General features: G+C 48.7%; 19 protein-coding genes and 2 pseudogenes. 10 read left to right on the top strand and 11 right to left on the bottom strand.

Annotated features, from left to right (window positions below):
• Positions 1 to 15: 15 nt before the first annotated feature.
• From ccmI to ccmA, 9 genes are read right to left on the bottom strand one after another with little or no spacing between them, the layout of a single operon-like run.
• Positions 16 to 1,227, bottom strand: coding sequence for a c-type cytochrome biogenesis protein CcmI (gene ccmI / locus HGT73_RS04825; protein WP_214212535.1), 1,212 nt, complete (start codon positions 1,225 to 1,227; stop codon positions 16 to 18).
• Positions 1,227 to 1,685 carry a cytochrome c-type biogenesis protein gene (locus tag HGT73_RS04820; RefSeq protein WP_214212534.1) on the bottom strand — a complete coding sequence of 153 codons (459 nt, stop codon included), beginning with the start codon at positions 1,683 to 1,685 and terminating at the stop codon, positions 1,227 to 1,229. Before HGT73_RS04820 ends, ccmI begins: the two co-directional genes overlap by 1 nt.
• Positions 1,685 to 2,242: a DsbE family thiol:disulfide interchange protein gene (locus HGT73_RS04815; protein ID WP_214212533.1), complete on the bottom strand. Its 558-nt coding sequence runs from the start codon at positions 2,240 to 2,242 to the stop codon at positions 1,685 to 1,687. Before HGT73_RS04815 ends, HGT73_RS04820 begins: the two co-directional genes overlap by 1 nt.
• Positions 2,235 to 4,199: a heme lyase CcmF/NrfE family subunit gene (locus HGT73_RS04810; protein WP_214212532.1), complete on the bottom strand. Its 1,965-nt coding sequence runs from the start codon at positions 4,197 to 4,199 to the stop codon at positions 2,235 to 2,237. The genes HGT73_RS04815 and HGT73_RS04810 overlap by 8 nt, the downstream gene beginning before the upstream one ends.
• On the bottom strand, positions 4,196 to 4,675 hold the full coding sequence (ccmE, locus tag HGT73_RS04805) for a cytochrome c maturation protein CcmE (protein ID WP_214212720.1): 480 nt from the start codon (positions 4,673 to 4,675) through the stop codon (positions 4,196 to 4,198). The genes HGT73_RS04810 and ccmE overlap by 4 nt, the downstream gene beginning before the upstream one ends.
• Complete coding sequence (gene ccmD / locus HGT73_RS04800; protein ID WP_214212531.1) at positions 4,675 to 4,896, bottom strand: heme exporter protein CcmD; 222 nt, start codon at positions 4,894 to 4,896, stop codon at positions 4,675 to 4,677. Before ccmD ends, ccmE begins: the two co-directional genes overlap by 1 nt.
• A complete protein-coding gene (locus tag HGT73_RS04795) occupies positions 4,896 to 5,633 on the bottom strand; it encodes a heme ABC transporter permease (protein ID WP_214212530.1) in 738 nt (245 codons plus the stop codon). The genes ccmD and HGT73_RS04795 overlap by 1 nt, the downstream gene beginning before the upstream one ends.
• A gap of 33 nt (positions 5,634 to 5,666) precedes the next feature.
• Positions 5,667 to 6,326, bottom strand: a complete 660-nt coding sequence (gene ccmB, locus HGT73_RS04790; RefSeq protein ID WP_214212529.1) for a heme exporter protein CcmB — start codon at positions 6,324 to 6,326, stop codon at positions 5,667 to 5,669.
• Positions 6,323 to 6,937 carry a cytochrome c biogenesis heme-transporting ATPase CcmA gene (gene ccmA / locus HGT73_RS04785; RefSeq protein WP_214212719.1) on the bottom strand — a complete coding sequence of 205 codons (615 nt, stop codon included), beginning with the start codon at positions 6,935 to 6,937 and terminating at the stop codon, positions 6,323 to 6,325. Before ccmA ends, ccmB begins: the two co-directional genes overlap by 4 nt.
• A 354-nt stretch (positions 6,938 to 7,291) precedes the next feature.
• On the opposite strand from ccmA, the gene HGT73_RS04780 reads away from it, so the two are divergent.
• Positions 7,292 to 8,500, top strand: a complete 1,209-nt coding sequence (locus HGT73_RS04780) for a diguanylate phosphodiesterase (RefSeq protein WP_214212528.1) — start codon at positions 7,292 to 7,294, stop codon at positions 8,498 to 8,500.
• A gap of 578 nt (positions 8,501 to 9,078) precedes the next feature.
• On the opposite strand, the gene HGT73_RS15040 is transcribed toward HGT73_RS04780, so the two are convergent.
• Positions 9,079 to 9,267 carry a flagellar FlbD family protein gene (locus HGT73_RS15040; RefSeq protein ID WP_214212527.1) on the bottom strand — a complete coding sequence of 63 codons (189 nt, stop codon included), beginning with the start codon at positions 9,265 to 9,267 and terminating at the stop codon, positions 9,079 to 9,081.
• A gap of 362 nt (positions 9,268 to 9,629) precedes the next feature.
• On the bottom strand, positions 9,630 to 10,043 hold the full coding sequence (locus HGT73_RS04770; RefSeq protein ID WP_214212526.1) for a hypothetical protein: 414 nt from the start codon (positions 10,041 to 10,043) through the stop codon (positions 9,630 to 9,632).
• Between the two features lie 757 nt (positions 10,044 to 10,800).
• Between HGT73_RS04770 and tssB the strand changes: the two genes are divergently transcribed.
• The 9 genes and pseudogenes from tssB to HGT73_RS04725 form a co-directional block, all read left to right on the top strand.
• Complete coding sequence (gene tssB / locus HGT73_RS04765; protein WP_214212525.1) at positions 10,801 to 11,298, top strand: type VI secretion system contractile sheath small subunit; 498 nt, start codon at positions 10,801 to 10,803, stop codon at positions 11,296 to 11,298.
• A 33-nt stretch (positions 11,299 to 11,331) separates the two neighbouring features.
• A pseudogene (gene tssC / locus HGT73_RS04760) lies at positions 11,332 to 12,880 on the top strand (type VI secretion system contractile sheath large subunit).
• A gap of 17 nt (positions 12,881 to 12,897) precedes the next feature.
• Positions 12,898 to 14,247 (top strand): type VI secretion system baseplate subunit TssK, encoded by a 1,350-nt coding sequence (tssK, locus tag HGT73_RS04755; RefSeq protein WP_214212524.1) that lies wholly within the window; start codon positions 12,898 to 12,900, stop codon positions 14,245 to 14,247.
• Positions 14,244 to 14,957: a type VI secretion system protein TssL, short form gene (gene tssL / locus HGT73_RS04750; RefSeq protein ID WP_214212523.1), complete on the top strand. Its 714-nt coding sequence runs from the start codon at positions 14,244 to 14,246 to the stop codon at positions 14,955 to 14,957. Before tssK ends, tssL begins: the two co-directional genes overlap by 4 nt.
• Positions 14,957 to 16,639 carry an OmpA family protein gene (locus HGT73_RS04745; protein ID WP_214212522.1) on the top strand — a complete coding sequence of 561 codons (1,683 nt, stop codon included), beginning with the start codon at positions 14,957 to 14,959 and terminating at the stop codon, positions 16,637 to 16,639. The genes tssL and HGT73_RS04745 overlap by 1 nt, the downstream gene beginning before the upstream one ends.
• A 4-nt stretch (positions 16,640 to 16,643) precedes the next feature.
• A complete protein-coding gene (gene hcp, locus HGT73_RS04740; RefSeq protein ID WP_147789493.1) occupies positions 16,644 to 17,135 on the top strand; it encodes a type VI secretion system effector Hcp in 492 nt (163 codons plus the stop codon).
• Between the two features lie 291 nt (positions 17,136 to 17,426).
• A pseudogene (locus HGT73_RS04735) lies at positions 17,427 to 20,136 on the top strand (AAA family ATPase).
• Positions 20,130 to 20,510 (top strand): hypothetical protein, encoded by a 381-nt coding sequence (locus tag HGT73_RS04730; protein WP_407073142.1) that lies wholly within the window; start codon positions 20,130 to 20,132, stop codon positions 20,508 to 20,510. Before HGT73_RS04735 ends, HGT73_RS04730 begins: the two are co-directional and overlap by 7 nt.
• A partial coding sequence (locus HGT73_RS04725) for a contractile injection system protein, VgrG/Pvc8 family (protein ID WP_276516232.1) occupies positions 20,507 to 20,837 on the top strand: 331 nt, incomplete at its 3' end. The genes HGT73_RS04730 and HGT73_RS04725, both read left to right, overlap by 4 nt.

The raw sequence follows: 20,837 nt of genomic DNA, 5'->3' as shown, positions 1-20,837 counted from the left end.
TGCACCGTTATTTTTTTAAGGTTCTTGCTGATCTATGATGACAGACAGTGACTGATTTCCTGAAAATTGAGTCACTGAACTCAAGCCAAACCAATCATCTTTTTGTGGTTTAGCACTACCATCCCGAGAAATACGTGCACGGACTTGTAGCTGATGTTGTGCTGAGAGCAATCGCTCAGGGACCATCGCATTACTGTCATCCAATACCAGATTTAGAGGGAAATGGCTCAAAGGAACACGTTTCACTGCCACTGGTAAAGGAGAAACACCATCCGTTACAGAAATATACAATACACCATTTTCCGGCAACATTCTTTTAGCAGAAGTGCTTAAGTCAATAGTTAACATCAATTGGCTTGTTTGTAGACCAGCATTCGTCTTAGCTTGCTCTATTCCTTTTTCGATAGCCTCTCGTTGCGGGGAACCTATTGCTAGGCTTGGTAACAACTGTTGCCAGTAACGAATGGCTTCAGAGTATTTCTGCTGAGCATACAAATCTGCCGCCAACAAGGTTAATAAACGGGTATCTTGAGGGTACTTAACTCTCATATCTTGTAACAGCAATTGCGCCTGACGATTATCTTGCGGATCAGGCGATCGCACTAAGACCTCTGCATAGTCAGTTTTTAGATTAGCATCATTCGGTGCAAGATGTAGTGCACGCTGAAAAGACTGACTGGCTAACTGACTATTATTCAATACCATTCCTAAACGGCCTAGCATTGCCCAGTCCTCAACATTATTTGGCTCATCTTGTAGTGTGGCCCGTAATCCTAAGGCGAACTGTTGTAACTCGCCCATCGTTAAATGTTCAGCATTAGGATCCATCAACCGAGCCCGTAATTGTGGGTAGTCCTGTTGAACTTGTGACAATTCCATCTGCTGTAAAATACCACCTGTCTTGAGGTACATCGCGACAGATACCGCTATCAGTACGAGGATTACTGGAAGTAACACCCAACGCCCACCTAATTTAACTGCTTTAGGTGCATGGTCCGGTATATCAGATAAAAGTGAATGCTGAAGCGCCGTGATTAACTCGGTTTTTTCCGTCACAACACCTTGTTCTTCGTCTTCATCAATTTCACGCAGACGCTGCCGATAGAACAGGGTGTTCAGTTGATCTCGTAGTTGGGCGTAATCTTGTGGTTTTCGACATAATGCAGTCGCTATCCACAGCGAAGCAGCACCCAGTAACAGCAGTAGCACTAACCATAAATGCCCCATTAATCTTGCTCCTTATCGGCGATCATTCGCGCTAAACGTTGTCGCTCCGCATCCGATAACGCAGCAGTATGAGGGGATCGTTTCGCACGAAAAAAAATGACCAAACTGCCTCCGATCACAAAAAATAACGGGCCTAACCATAAAATCAGTGTTGAGGGCGTCACGGGGGGTTCGTAAGTAACAAAGTTGCCATAGCGCGCCACCATATAGTCAATAATTTGTTGGCGGCTTTGTCCTTGCTGCATCAATTGATACACTTTTTCTCGCATATCGGCAGCGATCATTGCTGAAGAATCCGCAATGCTATTGTTCTGACATTTGGGGCAACGCAACGACTGCGTTAATTGACGATACTGCTCCTCTTGGGCAACAGATGAAAAGTGATAGGTATCAATTGCCGCCCATACCGAGCTACTGAGTATTATCCCACAAAGGAAGAGAAGGTATTGTCTAAACATCAGTGCTGTCCTTGCTGTGAGTATTTATCCCAGAGTGGCTTGAGCTCTTGTTGCCACACACGTTGATTAATATCGCCAGCATGGCGGTAACGAATAATCCCCTGCCCATCAATTAAAAAGGTTTCTGGTGCGCCGTAGACGCCTAAATCTAATCCGAGCATACCGTCACCATCAAACAAACTTAAGGAATAGGGATTCCCCAAAGTATTAAGCCAATTAATGGCCTTCGTCCGATCATCCTTATAATTCAGCCCAACGACTCTGACACCTTGCTCCGCAAGTTGATTGAGGTATTGATGTTCAGCACGACAAGTCGGACACCACGTTGCCCACACATTGAGTAATAAAGGTTTACCGTCAATCAAAACTTTCTGGTCAAAACGCTGCCCAGGGGTGAACAACGATTCAAGGCGAAATGTGGGGATGGGTTTGCCAATCAAGGCCGATTCCAACCGAGTTGGGTCATCACCTTGTGCGTTGCGATTTAGCTGCCACAGCAAGGTTGCAGCCAGAAGCAAGAAAAGGATTAATGGGATAAATAGAATTTTTTTATTCACACGCCGTCTCCTTTGCTCGCGTTTTTTTTGCTGAACGGTAACGAGGGTCAGCAATACACAAAATACCGCCGATCGCCATAAAAATACCCCCAAACCAAATCCATCTTACAAAGGGCTTGTAATAGATACGCACAGCCCAAGAGCCATCATCCAGTTCTTCGCCCAATGCCGCATACAAATCCCGGGTCACGCCACCATTGATTGCCGCTTCTGTCATCATCGTACGAGCAGCTGTGTAGAAACGCTTTTCAGCATAAAGTACGGCTTCAACTCGGCCAAACCGAGTGACATCAATAACACCTTCCCCGCCGCTATAGTTAGGACCTTGTAGCGGCTTAACCCCTCTGAAAGTAAATTGGTAATCATGAATGGATATGCTGTCGCCTGTTTTCATTCGCACATCACGTTCAACGCTATATTGGGTACTGAAAGCGATTCCAATTACCGTCACTGCAACACCCAAATGCCCGAGCACCATTCCCCAGTGACTAGGTGATAGCTTTACCACCCCTTGCCAAAAACGATGACGATGAGTCGCACGCTCGTGCAGCTCCATCAGGGTGAGAATGATCACCCAAACAGCCATCAATAAGCCAACGACTGTCATCCCCTGAATACGATCCTGCAACCACCAAGGCAAGAGCACCGCCGCAATAAGTGTGACCAGCATGGCAATGACCAAGCGCTTAACCAATTTTTGGGGCTCATCCCGTCGCCAGCGAACAAGAGGACCAATACCTAAGAACAACGCAAAAGGCGCCATTAGCCAGCTAAATAAGGTGTTGAAGAAAGGCTCGCCAATCGAAATACTGCCCAATCCCAATTCTTTATGCACAAGAGGTAATAAGGTGCCTAATAACACCACCAACATTGCGGCAATTAATAATACGTTATTACCCAGTAAAAATGATTCTCTCGACCAAAGTTGGTTATCAATACGGCTACTCACTTTGCCACCCTTTAACGCATAGAGCAGCAGTGAACTCCCAATAACAATGACCAAGAAAATCAGGATAAACACCCCACGCGTCGGGTCTGAGGCAAAGGAGTGAACCGAGACCAGTACGCCTGAACGAACTAAAAAAGTCCCTAATAAACTCAACGAAAATGCAGTGATCGCGAGGAGTACTGTCCAAGATTTAAATGTTCCGCGCTTTTCAGTCACAGCCAGAGAGTGAATCAGAGCCGTACCAGCAAGCCACGGCATCAATGATGCATTTTCTACTGGATCCCAAAACCACCAGCCTCCCCAGCCCAATTCGTAGTAAGCCCATGCCGAACCTAAAACAATACCAATGGTTAAAAATACCCACGCCGCGGTCGTCCAAGGACGTGACCAGCGAGCCCAAGCCGTATCTAAGCGACCGGTCATCAGTGATGCAATAGCAAAAGCAAAGGCGACAGAAAAGCCCACATACCCCATGTACAGTAAAGGCGGATGAAAAATCAGCCCGATATCTTGCAACATTGGGTTTAAATCACTGCCATCAACAGGAAAATTTGGCAAAGTACGAATAAAAGGATTCGAGGTGAGCGTCAGGAAAAGAAGAAAACCAAGATTAATCATTCCCATTACCGCAAGTACACGGGCAACTGCGTCAAGAGGCATCTTACGACTTAAGCAAGCCACTGCAAATGTCCAACCACTGAGCATCAATAACCAAAGCAGTAATGATCCTTCGTGTGCCCCCCATGTCGCCGCAATTCGGTACCAAATAGGGAGTAAGGTATTGGAGTTTTCCACGACATAAGCCACGGTAAAATCATTTTGAACAAAAGCATTAACTAGAATTAAGAAAGCTGACGCAATACAAAGGAAAAGGGCATAACTTAGCGGACGGGCTAAGGACATCAAACGCAAATTCAGCGTACTTGCTCCCCACAATGGCCAAATGCTCAATATTAAAGCGAGCCCTGTGGCTAAACAGAGCAGAAAACTTCCAATTTCTGGCATCATGGCTGTTTCCCCGAGGTCACCACCCCTGCTTGCTGATGATTTTTCTTCATGGCATCCTCAATTTCTGGTGGTGTATATTTTTCATCATGTTTCGCTAAAACTTGTTCAGCGTTGATAAGATGACCGGGAGCTAAAACCCCTTGTGCGACCACCCCCTGCCCTTCTCGGAATAAATCAGGCAAAATACCGACATAACTGACTGAGACCACACCATTAGCGTCATACAACTTAAAACTCACCGCCAAAGTATTTGGATCACGTTTCACGCTACCAGGCATCACCATGCCCCCCACACGAAGACGCTCACCCGGCTCAGGAATATGGTGCTCTTCACCCTTACCATTAATAATTTCGCTTGGCGTATAGAATAAATCGATATTCGAGCGCAGTGCATACATCACTAACCCGGTGGCAATACTCAACCCAATAATGATGGCTAATACGGTGATAAGTCGCTTGCGGCGGCGAAGATTCATCATCCCTCTCCCACATTTTGCTTACGTTTTTTAGCAGCGATAATCCGCCTTTCACGTTCTTGGCGTGAAGCAATTATTATCAAGAGTTGATGGCGTTGATAGAAGCTATGAAGCGTAAGTACCAACATTACCGATACCGTGACGATCACTGATAGCCAGACATAGAAACCATAACCGCCCATTGCAACAAATTGGGCCCATGAGTGAAAAGCAGGTGTCATTATTTTTTCTCCTGACTGGCGATATCTCTCGCCCAAGGACGATGTTGCTCAGTAAGTAGGAGCAAATTTCGTAGTCGGCTCAGCGTTAGAGTGATAAACAGCAGCAAATAACCAAAGATCGACCAACGTAAAGGCGTTCGCATTTCTGGTGCAATATCTTGTTGTAATAGGCCAGATGAACCTTGATGTAAGGTATTCCACCACTGTACAGAGTAATGAATGATAGGCAGGTTAATCACACCAACTAAAATCAGGATACTAGCCGCTCGACCGGCTGCACGACGATCATCAAAGGCATGGTACAGTGCTATGATCCCCATATAGAGAAAAAGTAGAATAAGTTCTGAGGTCAAGCGTGCATCCCAAATCCACCATGTCCCCCACATCGGTTTCCCCCATGCAGCACCAGTCACTAAAGCTATTAGGGTAAAACCAGCTCCAATAGGGGCCATTGCTCTGGCAACAAGATCAGACATCTTCATCTGCCAAACCAAACCGGTAAAGGCACTCACCGCCATTGCTGCATAGATCCCCATCGACCACATCGCGGCAGGGACGTGTAAATACATAATGCGATAACTCTCCCCTTGTTGGTAATCAGGGGGAGCAAAGATAAATCCCCACCCCCAACCTAATATAAGGGTGACGATTGCCCCACATCCAAACCAAGGTAGACATTGACCACAAAGCCGATACAACTGGTCAGGCTTCGCTAAAAGATGTAACCGTTTCCACATAACCATGCTCACTGTATAATTTTATTGTTTTGTCTACTGCAAACTAACCCGTAATGCGGCCGCGATAGCGAAAGGGGCTAAAACAAGGCTGACCACCAGCATCGCAGCAAGAATGGCAAGATAGCCTGAAATGGCTAACCCTTGACTTGCTGCATCCACCGCACTACTGGCAAAAATTAAAATCGGGATGGCTAAAGGGAGTACCAGAAGACTCAACAGTACGCCCCCCCTTCGTAATCCGACAGTTAACGCCACGCCGATCGCCCCAAGAAAACTAAAAGTCAGGGTACCCAGTAATAAAGTCAGCACAAGCCCCCACCAACCACCAAAATTCAGCGATAAAAAAAGGGAAGCTAAAGGAGAGAGAATAATCAAGGGTAGACCACTAGTCAGCCAATGTGCGAAAACTTTCACCAGTGCGACCATCGGCAGCGGGGTTGGTAATAAGAGTAATTGCTCTAACGAGCCATCGAGAAAATCATCACGGAACATCCTTTCCAGACCAAGAAGCGAAGCGAGGAGAGCTGCGACCCATACAATTCCCGGGGCAATACGCGCTAATAGCGTGCTTTCCGGTCCAATACTTAATGGAAAGAGTGTCACGATAATCAAAAAAAACCAGAGGGGATTGATAATATCCGCACGATGGCGAAAGGCGATTTTTAATTCTCGAAGTAGAAGCCTTTGCATCATTCAACTCCAGCGCTTAGACGTAATTTTCTAATAGGGTGCGCTGAGTGTGGAAGATCTTGGTGTGTCGTCAACACAATAATTCCCTGTTGTGCGAGATGCTCCTTAAATTTGGCATTAAGTGAACTCACGCCCCATTTATCAATCGCTGTTAACGGTTCATCAAGGATCCAAAGCGTAGCGTCCGTAAGCCATAAACGGGCTAAGGCAACCCGTCGCTGTTGTCCTGCTGAAAAAGATGCGACTGCCATTTCTTCATAGCCTACAAGTTCAACCGCCTCTAAGGCTTGATAAATAGCCTCTCTTGTCGCTGTCGGATGATAGAAACGAAGGTTTTCATAAGCAGTCAATACTTGCTTCACACCTGGCTGATGGGCGAGATAAATCATCTGCTGATGCCATAACTCACGCTGATGAGTGATCGATTGCCCACTCCACTTTACTTCCCCGTCATCGGGTCTACTTAAACCGGTGAGCAATCGTAACAGTGTCGTCTTTCCGGCACCGTTCTCGCCTTCAACCTGCATAATTTCACCCGATGACAGCGTAAACGTTAAGTCTTTAAATAAGACACGTTCATCGCGATAACAGCTAAGGTTGATGGCTTGCAGCATGATTGAATGAATGATTAGCATTGAAAGTAATGGAAACTATACCATAAGCTATCAGATTGCCGAACGGTGTTTCAGGCGTAATGTTATAGAAAGGTTTATAAAACGCGTATTTTTGACGACAAAAACAGCAATTTTAAAATTTTGTTACTTAATCTCATACAATAGTAAATTCGCACCCTCATACATTTTGCACGCGCCGCGGATTCGCACTACACTCGTCTTTTATACAATGTGAAATCTTTGCTGGCGAGCATCGACATAACAACGATAACTTCTCTCCTAGGCTCTTGCTGTTATAGTTGGAGGGTTTTTGTTAGAGTGCTAACTAATTATCATCCTTAATCAGGATAATCAATGCTTACGACTATCATCTATAGAAGTCATATCGGTAAAAATACTTCCGAACCTGAAGTTAAAAAGTTTATTGAAAAGGCTAACCTTCGTAATAACCATGTAGAAGTGACTGGCATATTACTGTTTGATGGCGAGCATTTTTTACAGTTACTTGAAGGTCCTGAAGAAGAGGTCGACAAACTCTATCGTACTATTTGCGAGGACAAACGTCATTTCTCTCTCACTGAGTTATTACGCGACTATTCTGTCGAACGCCATTTCGGGCATTCGGGTATGGAGCTTTTTGATCTCCGTAATTACGAAAAAGCAGCTGTTCTGGATGCCGTTTTAGCGCGAGCGACCTCCACCTTCAAACTGACCTATGATGATCGTACATTACAGTTCATCAAGACCTTCGTTGAGTGTGAGAATAAGGACAGCTATCTGGAGTTAGCAGAAAGTGAAAGTTGGCAATTTGAGCCGATTGAAGTTGCCCCAACGCAAGAAGCCAATGCGGTTAAAGATCTTCCTTACACTTTCGGTTTTCAACCAATAATCAATCCTTCGTCTCGCAAAGTATATAGTTACGAAGCAAAAATGCGCGCGGCAGATGGACAGTCTCCGCTGAAATTTTTTGCAAGCCTGGATAGAGATGAAATTTATCACGTTGACTTATCCTCAAAACAGACAGCCTTATGTATGGCAAAGAGTCTGCAGCTCCATCATTACAGTTTAGTCTTAAAACTGTTACCGATGACTTTGGTTAAAAACCCTGACGCTGTTACCTTTTTACTTAATGCGATAAAAGAAAATGGTTTTGTGCCGCAACAAATCGTTATTTCAATCTCTGAGGATAGTGTTGTCCACGAGAATGAAACGTTCACCGCCGAAGTCATGAAACTCAAACGTGCTGGAATTCGTATTGCTATCGATAATTTTGGCGCGGGAATGGCAGGTTTATTACTTCTAACGCGTATACAACCAGAATTAGTGATGATCGATAGTGATCTATTACAAAACGTGCATAAAAATGGTCCAAAGCAGGCAATCAACCAATCTATCATTAAGATTTGTTCATCCTTAGAGATTCAAGTTATTGCCTCCGGGATAACTCAAGCAGAAGAGTGGTCATGGTTACGTTTAGCCGGGGTTAAGGCTTTCCAAGGTGATCTTTTCGCAACAGTTGTCCCGCGCAAACTCCCAGCGATCCACTGGCCCATTAAGTCCTAATCTTCTCAATAAACCATTATTTCCCTGTAATAATACGGGGAGATAATGCGAACATCGTAATGAGCCATTCACAACAATAGTATTACAGCATCTTACCACCCACAGAAAGTGCTGTACGTTTATTTATCTGACGGCTATGACTAATCCGTCAATGCCCTATTACTAAATATCATTTCCCGCTATTCTCAATAATAGCTACTGGATAGCAATAAAAAGTTGTAGAGGATAATCGCTCTAATAAAAAAATAATTCAATCAATGAGTTAAAGGTAACAAGTCTATATCTTTATTCTGAGTTAATCTGCAATCCTTTGATAAATCAAAAGTGATTAGTTATTAAGATGTAATGTAAAATAAATGATCGCAAATACCTTACCTTATATCCATTATTTAACCATCGTATTACATGCTAACGAGTCCAATAACCATTGCTGTCACTGTAGTAACATTAGGTAAAGCGAATACAGTAAAAATATAGATTAAAAAGTCTCATGATCAATAGATAAAGTAATAGTAGCATTAGGCGTAAAGCATCGCTAACTAATATTAACGGTGCTTTACTTTATTGCTATCCGTATATTATTGTTTTTTATCTACTGTCTCAGAATCAATTAGTTTTATTATCTCTGTTACATTCTCTTTAACAAAGATTTTCTCGTGTTTATCTCCAAGTTTGATAATGGATTTACTTCCGTGGCTTTCTACTGTCATGATTTGGCTAGAAGCTACAAGCAGCTTATCGCCTCTTAGTGTAGTTAGACGTATCATTGCGGCTTATTTTTTAGGAAAGATACTATAGCATTATTTTATTTTATATTTACATCAACTGTTTTTTCGATTTGTTTACATATAGATTGTAATTTTATGCTACTGATCCATTTTTTAGCTACACCTCTTTCCCTATCGGCCAATCAAATCAACTACTTAGGATAAAAATATGTAAAGCTGTCATGATGCCCCTTTGTTTCGCTTCATCTGCGATGGCTTGTCCTAAAGGAACTCACCCCCACGGCGGTAAAGGTTCACACCACGCCGGAGGGACTTGCTACTAGATTATAGTAATAAAAAACTGCACCTTACTCAGTTGGGTGTCCAACTTTTGGGGTGCAGTCCATATCGGTGGCTATATACTATTTTGTTTGTGGTGCTAATATTGGACTGAATGATTTGGGCTTTAATGTATACATTCCACCATTAAACGGGTCTACCGCCAACCATCCTATCAATCCACCAAATATTATATTACCCCCGATATACCAGCCGTTAGCACTGGCTTTTAATGGGAGAGTTACGGGGGAGTATCCTTCTTTACTAAACGTAATTTGATAATTCTTTTTCCCAAAATAACTTCCATCAGATTTGGCTAGCGTCACTCCTTGTGGAGTCGTCCCTTGAGCCACTACTGTGTCTAAATCATCTTTAATTTGGAACGATGTACCTGACGGGTCACTATTTACCTGAACTAACTGCGTATCATTACCTACAATAGTTGCACAACCCGTAAGTGAAAAGATAAAAAATAACACCGCTATCATTTTTTCCATTTATATATCTCCTTTTTTAATATTCAGAAATATATTAACACAAATAGAAGTATCTAATCACGAATAATTACCGCCATATCTCACCTACCCTCAGTGGATATCATTGAGAGTAGGTGATGCATCCAATTAGTAGAACATGTATTTTTCGGTGAAAGCCCCAAGATTTTTATATGACTCTACCTTTTAGTCATAATTAACGAGTGAATACTGGTCATCGATTCTGCGCTTTACATTCAAGTCTGGCAGTGTGAAAAATGCTGATAAATATTAATACCCTGGAAGCCTGACAGGATCGCAATACAATCCTAACACTTCATAAAACGTTCTTCGCTGAAATATAAAACCGATTATGTTCCTGACGCTTCCTTATGGTTACTGCTGTGTTTCCCACATAAAGCAAAACTATAACTTTCCACCCCTTCTATCTATTTCTGATCTAAAACCCTATCTTCAAAAAACATGGGCATTTCCCCCCCCCTGATATTGATGTAAATCAATTCAAGATCTTTTCGTTAACAATTATCCATTCATTTTTACTACAGCAATATAAATATTTGTTTTGTTAGCTAATGGCAGTTCATTTTACTGTCATTAGAGTGCAATCATCCATTACAATTTTAGTGTAAAATTCCTATAGATTGCATTTTTACAATTTAAAGTTTGGTTTGTTTGATCTTAAGTCGATCATTATTCTATTTTCGTGTGAAAATCACTTTAGTCTGAAAGTGTGCGCAGCGATAAACCGAGGGATGATGAGATGGCTGATAGTTTCCAGAATGAAGTGCCAAAGGCACGTATTAATCTAAAACTTGACCTGCATACAGGAGGAACGAGCAAGAAAACGGAACTCCCCCTGAAATTGCTCATAGCAGGCGACTTCAGTAATGGTCAAGAGTCTGTCCCCCTATCTGAGCGCAAAAAAGTGGATTTGAATAAAAATAATGTTGATTCTGTGCTGTCCGAATATTCCCCAAAAGTTAATCTAAGCGTTAAAAACACACTGACTGATGACGGCAGCGAAGACACCATCGATCTGACCTTCCGAAGCATGAAGGATTTCACCCCTGAGCAGGTTTCCCGTCAAATCCCCCAACTGAAGGCAATGCTTTCCATGCGTAACCTGCTTCGCGATTTAAAAGCAAACCTGCTGGACAATCAGACTTTCCGTAAGGAGCTGGAAAAAATTCTGCTCGACCCGACGTTGAGTGCAAAACTCAGAGCCGAGCTTTCTACCCTAGCCCCGAAACAGCCATAACGGTCACCATGATTTAACGGATTAATAAGGAAGATGCTGATGTCGGTAAAAAATGAGAATGGGACGAGTGGCGAAAGCGTGGTACTGGAACGTCCTGCTGCGGATGGGGTTTATGCGTCCCTGTTTGAAAAAATTAATCTGAACCCGGTGTCCGAGCTGAGTGCCGCTGGACATCTGGCAGGACGCACAGGCGATGTCGGAAGCGACTGCGGATGAACGATTAACTGCAGGGATGCAGGTATTCCTAGAGTGTCTGAAAAAATCGGGCTCAACCGTTGAAAAACTCGACAAAAACCTGATTGACCACCATATCGCGGAACTGGATTGGCAGATTAGCCGTCAGCTGGATGCGGTAATGCATAGCGAAGAATTCCAGGCAGTCGAGAGCCTGTGGCGTGGTGTGAAATCTCTGATCGACAAAACCGATTTCCGCCAGAACGTGCGCGTCGAACTGCTGGATATGTCCAAAGAAGACCTGCGTCAGGACTTTGAAGACAGTCCGGAAATCATCCAGAGTGGACTGTATAAACATACGTATATTGATGAGTATGACACACCGGGGGGAGAGCCGATCGCTGCGCTGATTTCCGCTTACGAATTTGATGCGTCTGCGCAGGATATCGCGCTCCTGCGCAATATTTCAAAAGTATCTGCCGCCGCGCATATGCCGTTTATTGGATCGACTGGCCCGAAATTTTTCCTCAAGGATTCGATGGAGGAAGTGGCGGCCATCAAGGATATTGGCAACTACTTCGACCGTGCCGAGTACATCAAGTGGAAATCCTTCCGCGAGACGGATGATGCTCGTTATATCGGTCTGGTGATGCCGCGTGTACTGGGTCGCCTGCCGTATGGTCCGGATACCGTACCCGTACGCAGTTTCAATTATGTGGAAGAAGTTAAAGGCCCGGATCACAACAAATACCTATGGACTAACGCCTCGTTTTCATTCGCTTCTAACATGGTTCGCAGCTTCAACAACAACGGTTGGTGTGTGCAAATTCGTGGCCCGCAGGCCGGTGGTGCCGTGCAAGACCTGCCTATTCATCTGTACGATCTGGGTACTGGCAATCAGGTAAAGATCCCATCAGAAGTAATGATCCCTGAAACCCGCGAATTCGAGTTTGCCAATCTGGGCTTTATCCCGCTGTCCTACTACAAGAACCGCGATTATGCTTGCTTCTTCTCGGCGAATTCGACGCAGAAGCCTGCGTTGTATGACAGCGCAGATGCAACGGCTAACAGCCGCATCAATGCCCGTCTGCCGTACATTTTCCTGCTGTCGCGTATTGCGCATTACCTGAAGCTGATTCAGCGTGAAAATATCGGCACAACCAAAGACCGTCGTCTGCTGGAGCTGGAGCTGAACACTTGGGTACGTGGTCTGGTGACCGAAATGACCGACCCGGGCGACGAACTGCAGGCTTCTCACCCGCTGCGTGATGCGAAAGTGGTGGTGGAAGACATCGAAGACAATCAGGGCTTCTTCCGCGTGAAACTCTATGCGGTGCCGCACTTTCAGGTGGAAGGCATGGACGTTAACCTGTCACTGGTTTCTCAGATGCCAAAAGCCAAGTCGTAAGGCGAGGAAAATCAGGGATGAAAATTCATCGTCCGTTATGGAATGAAGGCGCCCTTCTGGCCCCTCAGCAGTTCCAGCAGCAGTTTGAGTGGGAGGCACTCTGCCGCGCCAATATTGCCGCTCGTGGCAGTGCGTTCCCTTGGGGGGTCGCTCATGTTGAACTGGATGAAGCCATGCTGGCATCAGGACGTGTACAGGCGCAGTCACTTCACCTGTGGCTCCCGGATGATACGCTGATTGATACCCGTCACAGCGACCTGCCTCCTGCACCTCGCGAGGTAGAGGTGTTTGCCTCCAGCGGCAATGCCGCGGTCACCGTTTACGTTGCGCTGCCCGTCATGCAGGCGGGGAGCATCAATGTCCAGACCGATGCGCAGCCGACAGAACGTCCGCTGCGCTATATCGAGGCGTGGGAAAGCATCGTTGACCGTTTCGGCCAGGATGAAGAGCCCATGGCGGTGGCGCGTTTTAATCTGGCCTTTCGTTTTGACCATGAGGACAACAGTGCTTGGGATACCTGCGCCATTGCCCGTCTGTTGCAGGATGGACAGGGACGCTGGCGTCATGACCCGGATTTTATCCCACCGATAGCGCTGTTTTCAGCTAGCCGTAAGCTGTGTGATCGCCTAGCACTGCTAAATCGTCAGCTGCGCTCCCGTCGTCAGCGTCTAATGTCCATGCGTCGCGAAAGCAATGATAGGATGGCCGATTTTGCGGTCGCTGATGTTTCGCTTTTCTGGCTGCTGAATGCCCTGAACTCCCATGCCCGGGTACTCTCTGAATTTGAACGTTTTCCCAATCGGCACCCTGAACAAGTCTGGGCCGAGCTGGCGCGTCTTGCTGGCAGTATGCTGACCTTCTCGCTGGAACACGATCTAGAAGCAATCCCGGGGTATGACCACCGGACACCGGAAAACACCTTCCCACCGCTTTTTGACCTCATCAGTGAACTGCTGGAAGCTAGCCTACCGTCACGTGTAGTAGCGGTCAGGATGGATCGTCTGGATCCGGAGACCTGGAAAGCCGTACTGCATGATATTCGTCTGCGCGATGAAGCGGATTTCTATCTTTCCGTCCGAGCCAGTCAGTCTGCATGGCAGATCGCCGAACGCTTCGCAGAAATGTGTATTGCCGGTGCTCCGGCGAATGTCGGCGAAGTATCCGGCGTGGCTGTAGAGGGAATTGGCCTCATTACCCTGAGCCGTGTCCCGGCGGCGCTGCCGGTGCGTTTAGGAAACCAGTACTTTGTACTGGACATGGAGAGTGATGCGGCCCGTGAAATGCTGGATCAGGGTGTGTGCGTATTTTACGTTCCCTCCCTGCTCGGCGAGCTGGAGCTTGAATTGTTTGCGGTGTTACGCTCATGAATAAGGCTATCGACATTGATGCCTTAATGGCGCAGACCTGGCTTACCGTGGCGCAGCTACGCCACGGTGGGCTGGTAACAGACGGTCCTGCGCTGTACGCGGCCTGCAAAGCGCAGGTAGAGGGCGTACGCAAGGCGCTGGAGCGTGCGGGGCTGGATGCTGAAAGTATTGATCATATCACTTATGCCCAGTGCGCCCTGCTAGACGAAACCGTCATGAACCGTAAGCCGGAGACGCAACAAGCGATCATATCCGGCGACACGGTACCCAATGCGCTCAATATGCCCCTTGATGCCGCGCAACGCGCCTGGCGCACTGCGCCACTTCAGGCGGTCTACTTCGGCTCCCTGAGAGCAGGCGGCGCCTTGTACGATCGTATTGCAGGGGTGCTGCGTCAGCCTGCGCCGGAGGCTGCGGTGCTGACCTGCTATCAGCGGGTACTGGCGCTGGGATTCCAAGGGCAATACAGCCTCTCTGGTGTCGGGCAGTCTCAGCGTGATGAGGTGATCGCTACCCTGAATGAGCGAGTGCCGCCACTGAAAACGGGGGGATCACTGGTGGTGCAAAAAACCGGACGCCGCCGTTATAACCTGCTGCGATCTGTCTGGTTCTGGACTCTACTGGCGGTGATCCTGACCGGTGCAATGTGGCTGGGTGGTTATCTGTGGTTGCAGGATCTGCTACACCAGCAACTGCCGGAGCAGCCCTGATGCGTGGACAAACTCTTACCCAAGCAGCGCTACCGGTATTACTGTGTGTTATCGCAGTGTTGTGGCTGGTATGGGGATTTCTCGCATCGTCGGTTGTCGCTAAATCGGTCCTAACGCTGCCCACACTGCTGTTTTCCGCTGCCCTTATTCGTTGGCGTTACCGTCAACAACAGCCTGCACAGCAGACCGATGAAGCCGGTCATCTCCCACCAGAAAGCCATACCGGACCGATAGTACTGGTCTGCGGTGATGTGGAGGATGCCATGTTTGCGGCAGGTCCGAGTCGGGGCACGGCGCAGGGCTGGTATCTGCGGGTTGCCGAGCTGACCGGACTCACGCCTTTTGTAGAGTATCTACTGGCTCGTACGCCGACGATGGCTGGCCAGTTATCCGTGATGTACCGCTGTCTACCGGACCAGCATGAGGATGAGGCGTTGCTGCGCGCCTCTCTTAAGATGCTGCGTCTGCAGATGAAGCAGTTGCGGAACCTGACCGGCTATAGCCTGCCGGTGGTTCTGAATGCCGAATTCAGCGGCCCGCAAACACCCTGGATAGTGGTACGGGGCAATACGGCTTTGGTCTGTCTAGAAGACGAACCTGCTGTCACCCTCAGCGAATGGCAGCAGTCCCCGCAGACGGCTCTTATTCAGCCGTACCTGACCCAGGCGACGTCGCTGCTGCACGCCATGATACTGAACGAACTGGGCAAAGTGGACAGGCTGTGTCCGGCCGTATACCCCTTTGCTGTCACCCTGCGTCTCGGAGCGATATCCACCTCGATAGCCGCGCTGTGGCCCCAGTTATTGTTCCGCCAGACCCGCATTACCCCTGCCAGTCGTGTTACGGCTTATCAGCCCCGCTGGCATTTTGCTGATGCGCTCCTTGCGCTGCTAGCCCCTTATACCACCCCGTTACCGGGGGGCAGAACCGGACGTCGGGTGGTGATAGTTCTGCTGTTATGCACCCTAGGGGCTATTGCTCTATCCGTGTGGCATAACCAGGCGCTGATCCGCAAAATCAGCGCCGACCTTCAGCGCTGGCAGGCTATCCCGATGAACCACTATGCTCCAAAAGCACAGGCCCTGCATGCCCTGCAACAGGATGTGCTGCTGCTGGAGCGCTGGCAGCGTCAGGGAGAACCCCATCGCTACGGGCTCGGACTGTATCCGGGTAACCGATTGTGGCTGGCCGTGCAGCAGGCCATTGATAGCTATGTGCCTGCGCCGCCACCGCCAAAATCGAAGCCAAAGCCGGTACCCAAAATAATTCGTCTCGACAGTATGTCGCTGTTCGACTCCGGCAAAGCGATGCTGAAAGCGGGCTCCACCAAATGGCTTGTAAACTCCCTGATCGGCATCAAGGCGAAGCCGGGCTGGCTGATTGTGGTTGCCGGTCATACAGATAATACCGGTACAGCACAGCTGAACCAGACGCTGTCGCTTGAGCGTGCCGCAGCGGTACGCGACTGGATGCGTGACACCGGTGACGTACCAGAAAGCTGTTTTGCGGTGCAAGGATATGGCGACAGCCGTCCGATCGCAACCAACGACACCCCGAATGGGCGCACGCTCAACCGCCGTGTCGAAATTAGTCTGGTACCGCAGGCCAGTGCCTGCCAGATACCGGATCACCCCCAAGCGTCATCACAGGATGATGACCCTTCACAACACAATGGAGAGTAATTCCATGGCAATTCCTGTTTATCTTTGGCTGAAAGACGACGGCGGCGCGGACATCAAGGGTTCTGTTGACGTTCAGGATCGTGACGGCAGCATCGAAGTGGTAGCGCAGGAGCATAACCTGTATATCCCGACCGATAACAACACCGGCAAGCTGACCGGTACCCGTATCCATACCCCATTCAAGTTCACCAAAGAAATCGACTCCTCCAGTCCATACCTTTACAAGGCTGTAACCACTGGTCAGACCCTGAAGTCTGCGGAATTCAAATGGTACAAAATTAACGACGCGGGCCAAGAAGTTGAATACTTCAACACCAAACTTGAGAACGTGAAAGTGGTGAAAGTAAACCCGGTAATGCACGACATCAAAAACCCGGATTTCGAGAAGCACAATCATCTCGAAGAAATTGAGTTACGTTACGAAAAAATCACCTGGACCTACAAAGACGGCAACATCATTCATTCCGATTCGTGGAACGAACGTGCTACTGCCTAGGTTAGGCGTCATATTTCGCGCTGTAGCGGCATTGGCTGTACTCATGCACCGTGGGTCACTGACTTATATAAACTCCCGGGGAGGAACTCGCTTGCTGCCTTACTAAAGCACGAACTCTTTAGCGTAACGCTCTGGACGGGCAGCCCATTCTGCCCGCCCTTCTTTGCTGAGCGTCTGCCTGTGCGGGCGTTGAGCAAAAAACATCACATCCCGGAAACAGACCTTATGGACCTCGGTAACGGCCAGGGGCGGTAGCGTGCCTGAACAGTTCTCAACAGTGAGCAAGCAAACATGGAAAACCCGGCAATCCTTCTTCGACGTCTTAACCCTTACTGCGCCCGTGCAATGGAAGGGGCAGCCTCTCTGTGTCAGACGCGTGCCCACGCAGAAATTTTACCGGAGCACTGGCTGTTGAAACAGCTGGAGCAAGGGGAAGGTGACCTGACCATACTGGCCCGTCGCTACGAGTGGGATATGGATACCCTCTGGCAGGATTTGCTGGGCTGGCTGGATAATCAGCCGCGCTCGGTACGCCATCGTCCGCAATTGTCTGATGCCATTCAGATCCTGATGCAGAAAGCCTGGCTGATCGCCTCGCTTAACGGTGAAGAGTCTATCCGCAGCGTCCATCTTCTCATGGCACTGGTCGATAAGCAGAACCTAGTACGCTGTGATGGTTTGTGGCCACTACTGACGCTCGGCCAGAGCCAACTGGAGCGCCTACGTCCTCTGCTGGACGCTCAGTCAGAAGAGCGCCCTGAAGTGCAGCAGGAAGCGAAGCTGGCGCAGATCCACGGTGGTGAAGTGGAATTTATGGGACGTCCGGTGGAGGTAGAACTGAAAGAGGGTGAGCTAAACCCGGCGCTGCAAAACGTGCTCGACAAATTTACGCTCGATATCACCGCCGCAGCGAAAAAGGGCAGGATTGACCCGGTGTTTGGCCGCGACATCGAGATCCGCCAGATGGTGGATATTCTTTCGCGCCGTCGCAAAAACAACCCGATCCTGGTCGGTGAACCGGGCGTCGGTAAAACTGCGCTGGTCGAAGGCCTGGCGCTGCGTATCGCCGAAGGCAACGTGCCGGAAAGCCTGAAGCCGGTCATGCTGCGTACCCTTGACCTCGGCCTGTTACAGGCGGGTGCAGGTGTGAAAGGTGAATTTGAACAGCGTCTGAAAAACGTCATTGACGCGGTACAGCAGTCACCAACGCCGATTTTGCTGTTTATCGACGAAGCCCACACCATTATCGGTGCCGGTAATCAGGCGGGCGGCGCGGATGCGGCGAACCTGCTGAAACCCGCTCTGGCGCGTGGCGAACTTCGCACCATCGCCGCGACTACATGGTCTGAATACAAACAATATTTTGAGCGAGATGCTGCCCTCGAGCGTCGCTTCCAGCGGGTGTTGGTGGACGAGCCGGATGACGACACTGCCTGCCTTATGCTTCGCGGCCTCAAATCGCGCTACGCCAAACACCATAACGTCCATATCACTGACGATGCGATCAAAGCCGCTGTCATTCTCTCCCGTCGCTACCTGACGGGCCGTCAGCTGCCGGATGTCGCTACCTGACGGGCCGTCAGCTGCCGGATGTCGCTACCTGACGGGCCGTCAGCTGCCGGATAAGGCCGTTGATCTGCTGGATACCGCCGCTGCCCGCGTACGTATGAGCCTTGATACCGTACCGGAAGCGATTGTACGCCTAAAAGCGCAGCTGACCGCGCTGGTGCTCGAAGAACAGACACTGCTGGAAGATATTGCAGTAGGCAGCAGCGCCCACGGTGAGCGTCTGAGTGAGATTGAGCAACAGCGGGCTGAACTGGAAGCACGTATCGCGGAGCAGGAAGCACGTTTCAGCCACGAAAAGGTGCTGGCACAGCAGCTGATGGCCAGCCGCCAGAATATCAGCCAGCAGGCAGAAATTCTGCACCTTCAGCAGAAACTGGAAAATGAACAACAGGGTAATGCCCTTATTCAGCTGGATGTCGACACCCGTGCCGTTGCTAACGTGATTGCCGACTGGACCGGTGTGCCGCTCTCTTCCCTGATGAAAGACGAGCAGACCGAGCTGCTGACACTGGAAAATGAAATCGGCAAGCGGGTGGTCGGTCAGGATGCCTCCCTTAACGCCATCGCCCAGCGCCTGCGTGCGGCAAAAACCGGGCTGACATCCGAGAATGGCCCGCAGGGCGTTTTCCTGCTGGTTGGCCCGAGCGGTGTGGGCAAAACCGAAACCGCGCGGGCGCTTACTGATACACTGTATGGCGGGGAGAAATCCCTTATCACGATTAACCTCTCGGAATATCAGGAACCGCATACCGTTTCCCAGTTGAAAGGATCACCGCCGGGTTATGTCGGCTACGGTCAGGGCGGTATTCTCACTGAAGCAGTGCGCAAGCGTCCATACAGCGTAGTGCTACTGGATGAAGTGGAGAAAGCGCACCGCGATGTGATGAATCTGTTTTATCAGGTCTTCGACCGTGGCTTTATGCGCGATGGCGAAGGGCGTGAAATTGACTTCCGTAACACCGTTATCCTGATGACCTCAAACCTCGGCAGCGCCCCCCTGATGCAGTGGCTCGACGAACAGTCGGATGCTACTGAAGCAGACCTGCACGAAATGCTACGCCCGATATTGCGCGACCACTTCCAGCCTGCCCTATTGGCCCGTTTCCAGACTGTGATTTACCGGCCACTGGCAGAAGCGGCGATGCGTACCATCGTGGAAATGAAGCTATCAAAGGTCAGCAAGCGCCTGAACCGTCACTACGGACTGACCACCCATATTGATAGCAGTCTGTATGACGCACTAGCTGCCGCCTGCCTGTTGCCGGATACCGGGGCTCGCAACGTCGACAGCCTACTCAATCAGCAAATCCTACCGGTGCTGGGCCACCAGTTGCTGACCCATATGGCCGCAAAACAAAAACCACACACCCTGACGCTTAGCTGGAATGTCAAAGGGATTGGACTTGAATTTTCAGGCGCGGCTGAATGCTAATTCGGAGGCAGGGAATGACCCTTCATGATGCAGGGAAGAAGAAAAAGAAGGACAGCAAGAGTCACGGCGACAATTCCGTCAGAAAACTAACCTCCGGGGAAATCGCTTTAGCCAGAACGGTATTCGGTAATCGGATCGATTATGAGAAGGTGAAAATGCATCATGGCAGTTATCTGCCATTTAATGCGCAGGATGCGAATACGGCAATGGTGCCTAATGGTGAAATCTACTTCATCAATCACTACCGGGATGATTTTTCACAATCACTGTATTCGCTTCAGCATATGTTTATACACGAAATGAGCCATGTCTGGCAGCGTGAAAAAGGGATGAAGTCATGGACTGCAGGTTATCCCATGGAGTCAAAATCATGAGTCTGACAGATACGCTTAAGAACACCCTGTCTGCGCTAACTGAAGGCGGGCTGAACCGCTACCGTCTGGATATTCCGTCCTGCACAGCTTCACTGGATGTGGAAGAGTTTAACGGTAAGGAGTTCATGAGTGAGCATTACCACTACGACATCATCTTTACCAGCAGCGATCAGAATATCAGTTCAGCGCAACTGTTGACCAAACCTGCCACGCTGACTATGGGAACCGGGCCTCTGATCGGGGTGATCGAGCAGAAAGTGGTGCATGGTGTGGTGACGCATTTTAAGCGTATCAGTGGCTCACGTGACCAGGCGACGTACCAGATTA

The organism is Rosenbergiella australiborealis (assembly GCF_018494035.1).
GTDB lineage: Bacteria > Pseudomonadota > Gammaproteobacteria > Enterobacterales > Enterobacteriaceae > Rosenbergiella > Rosenbergiella australiborealis.
Note: the sequence above shows the minus strand (reverse complement) of the source record. Positions and strands in the feature narration are given on the sequence as shown.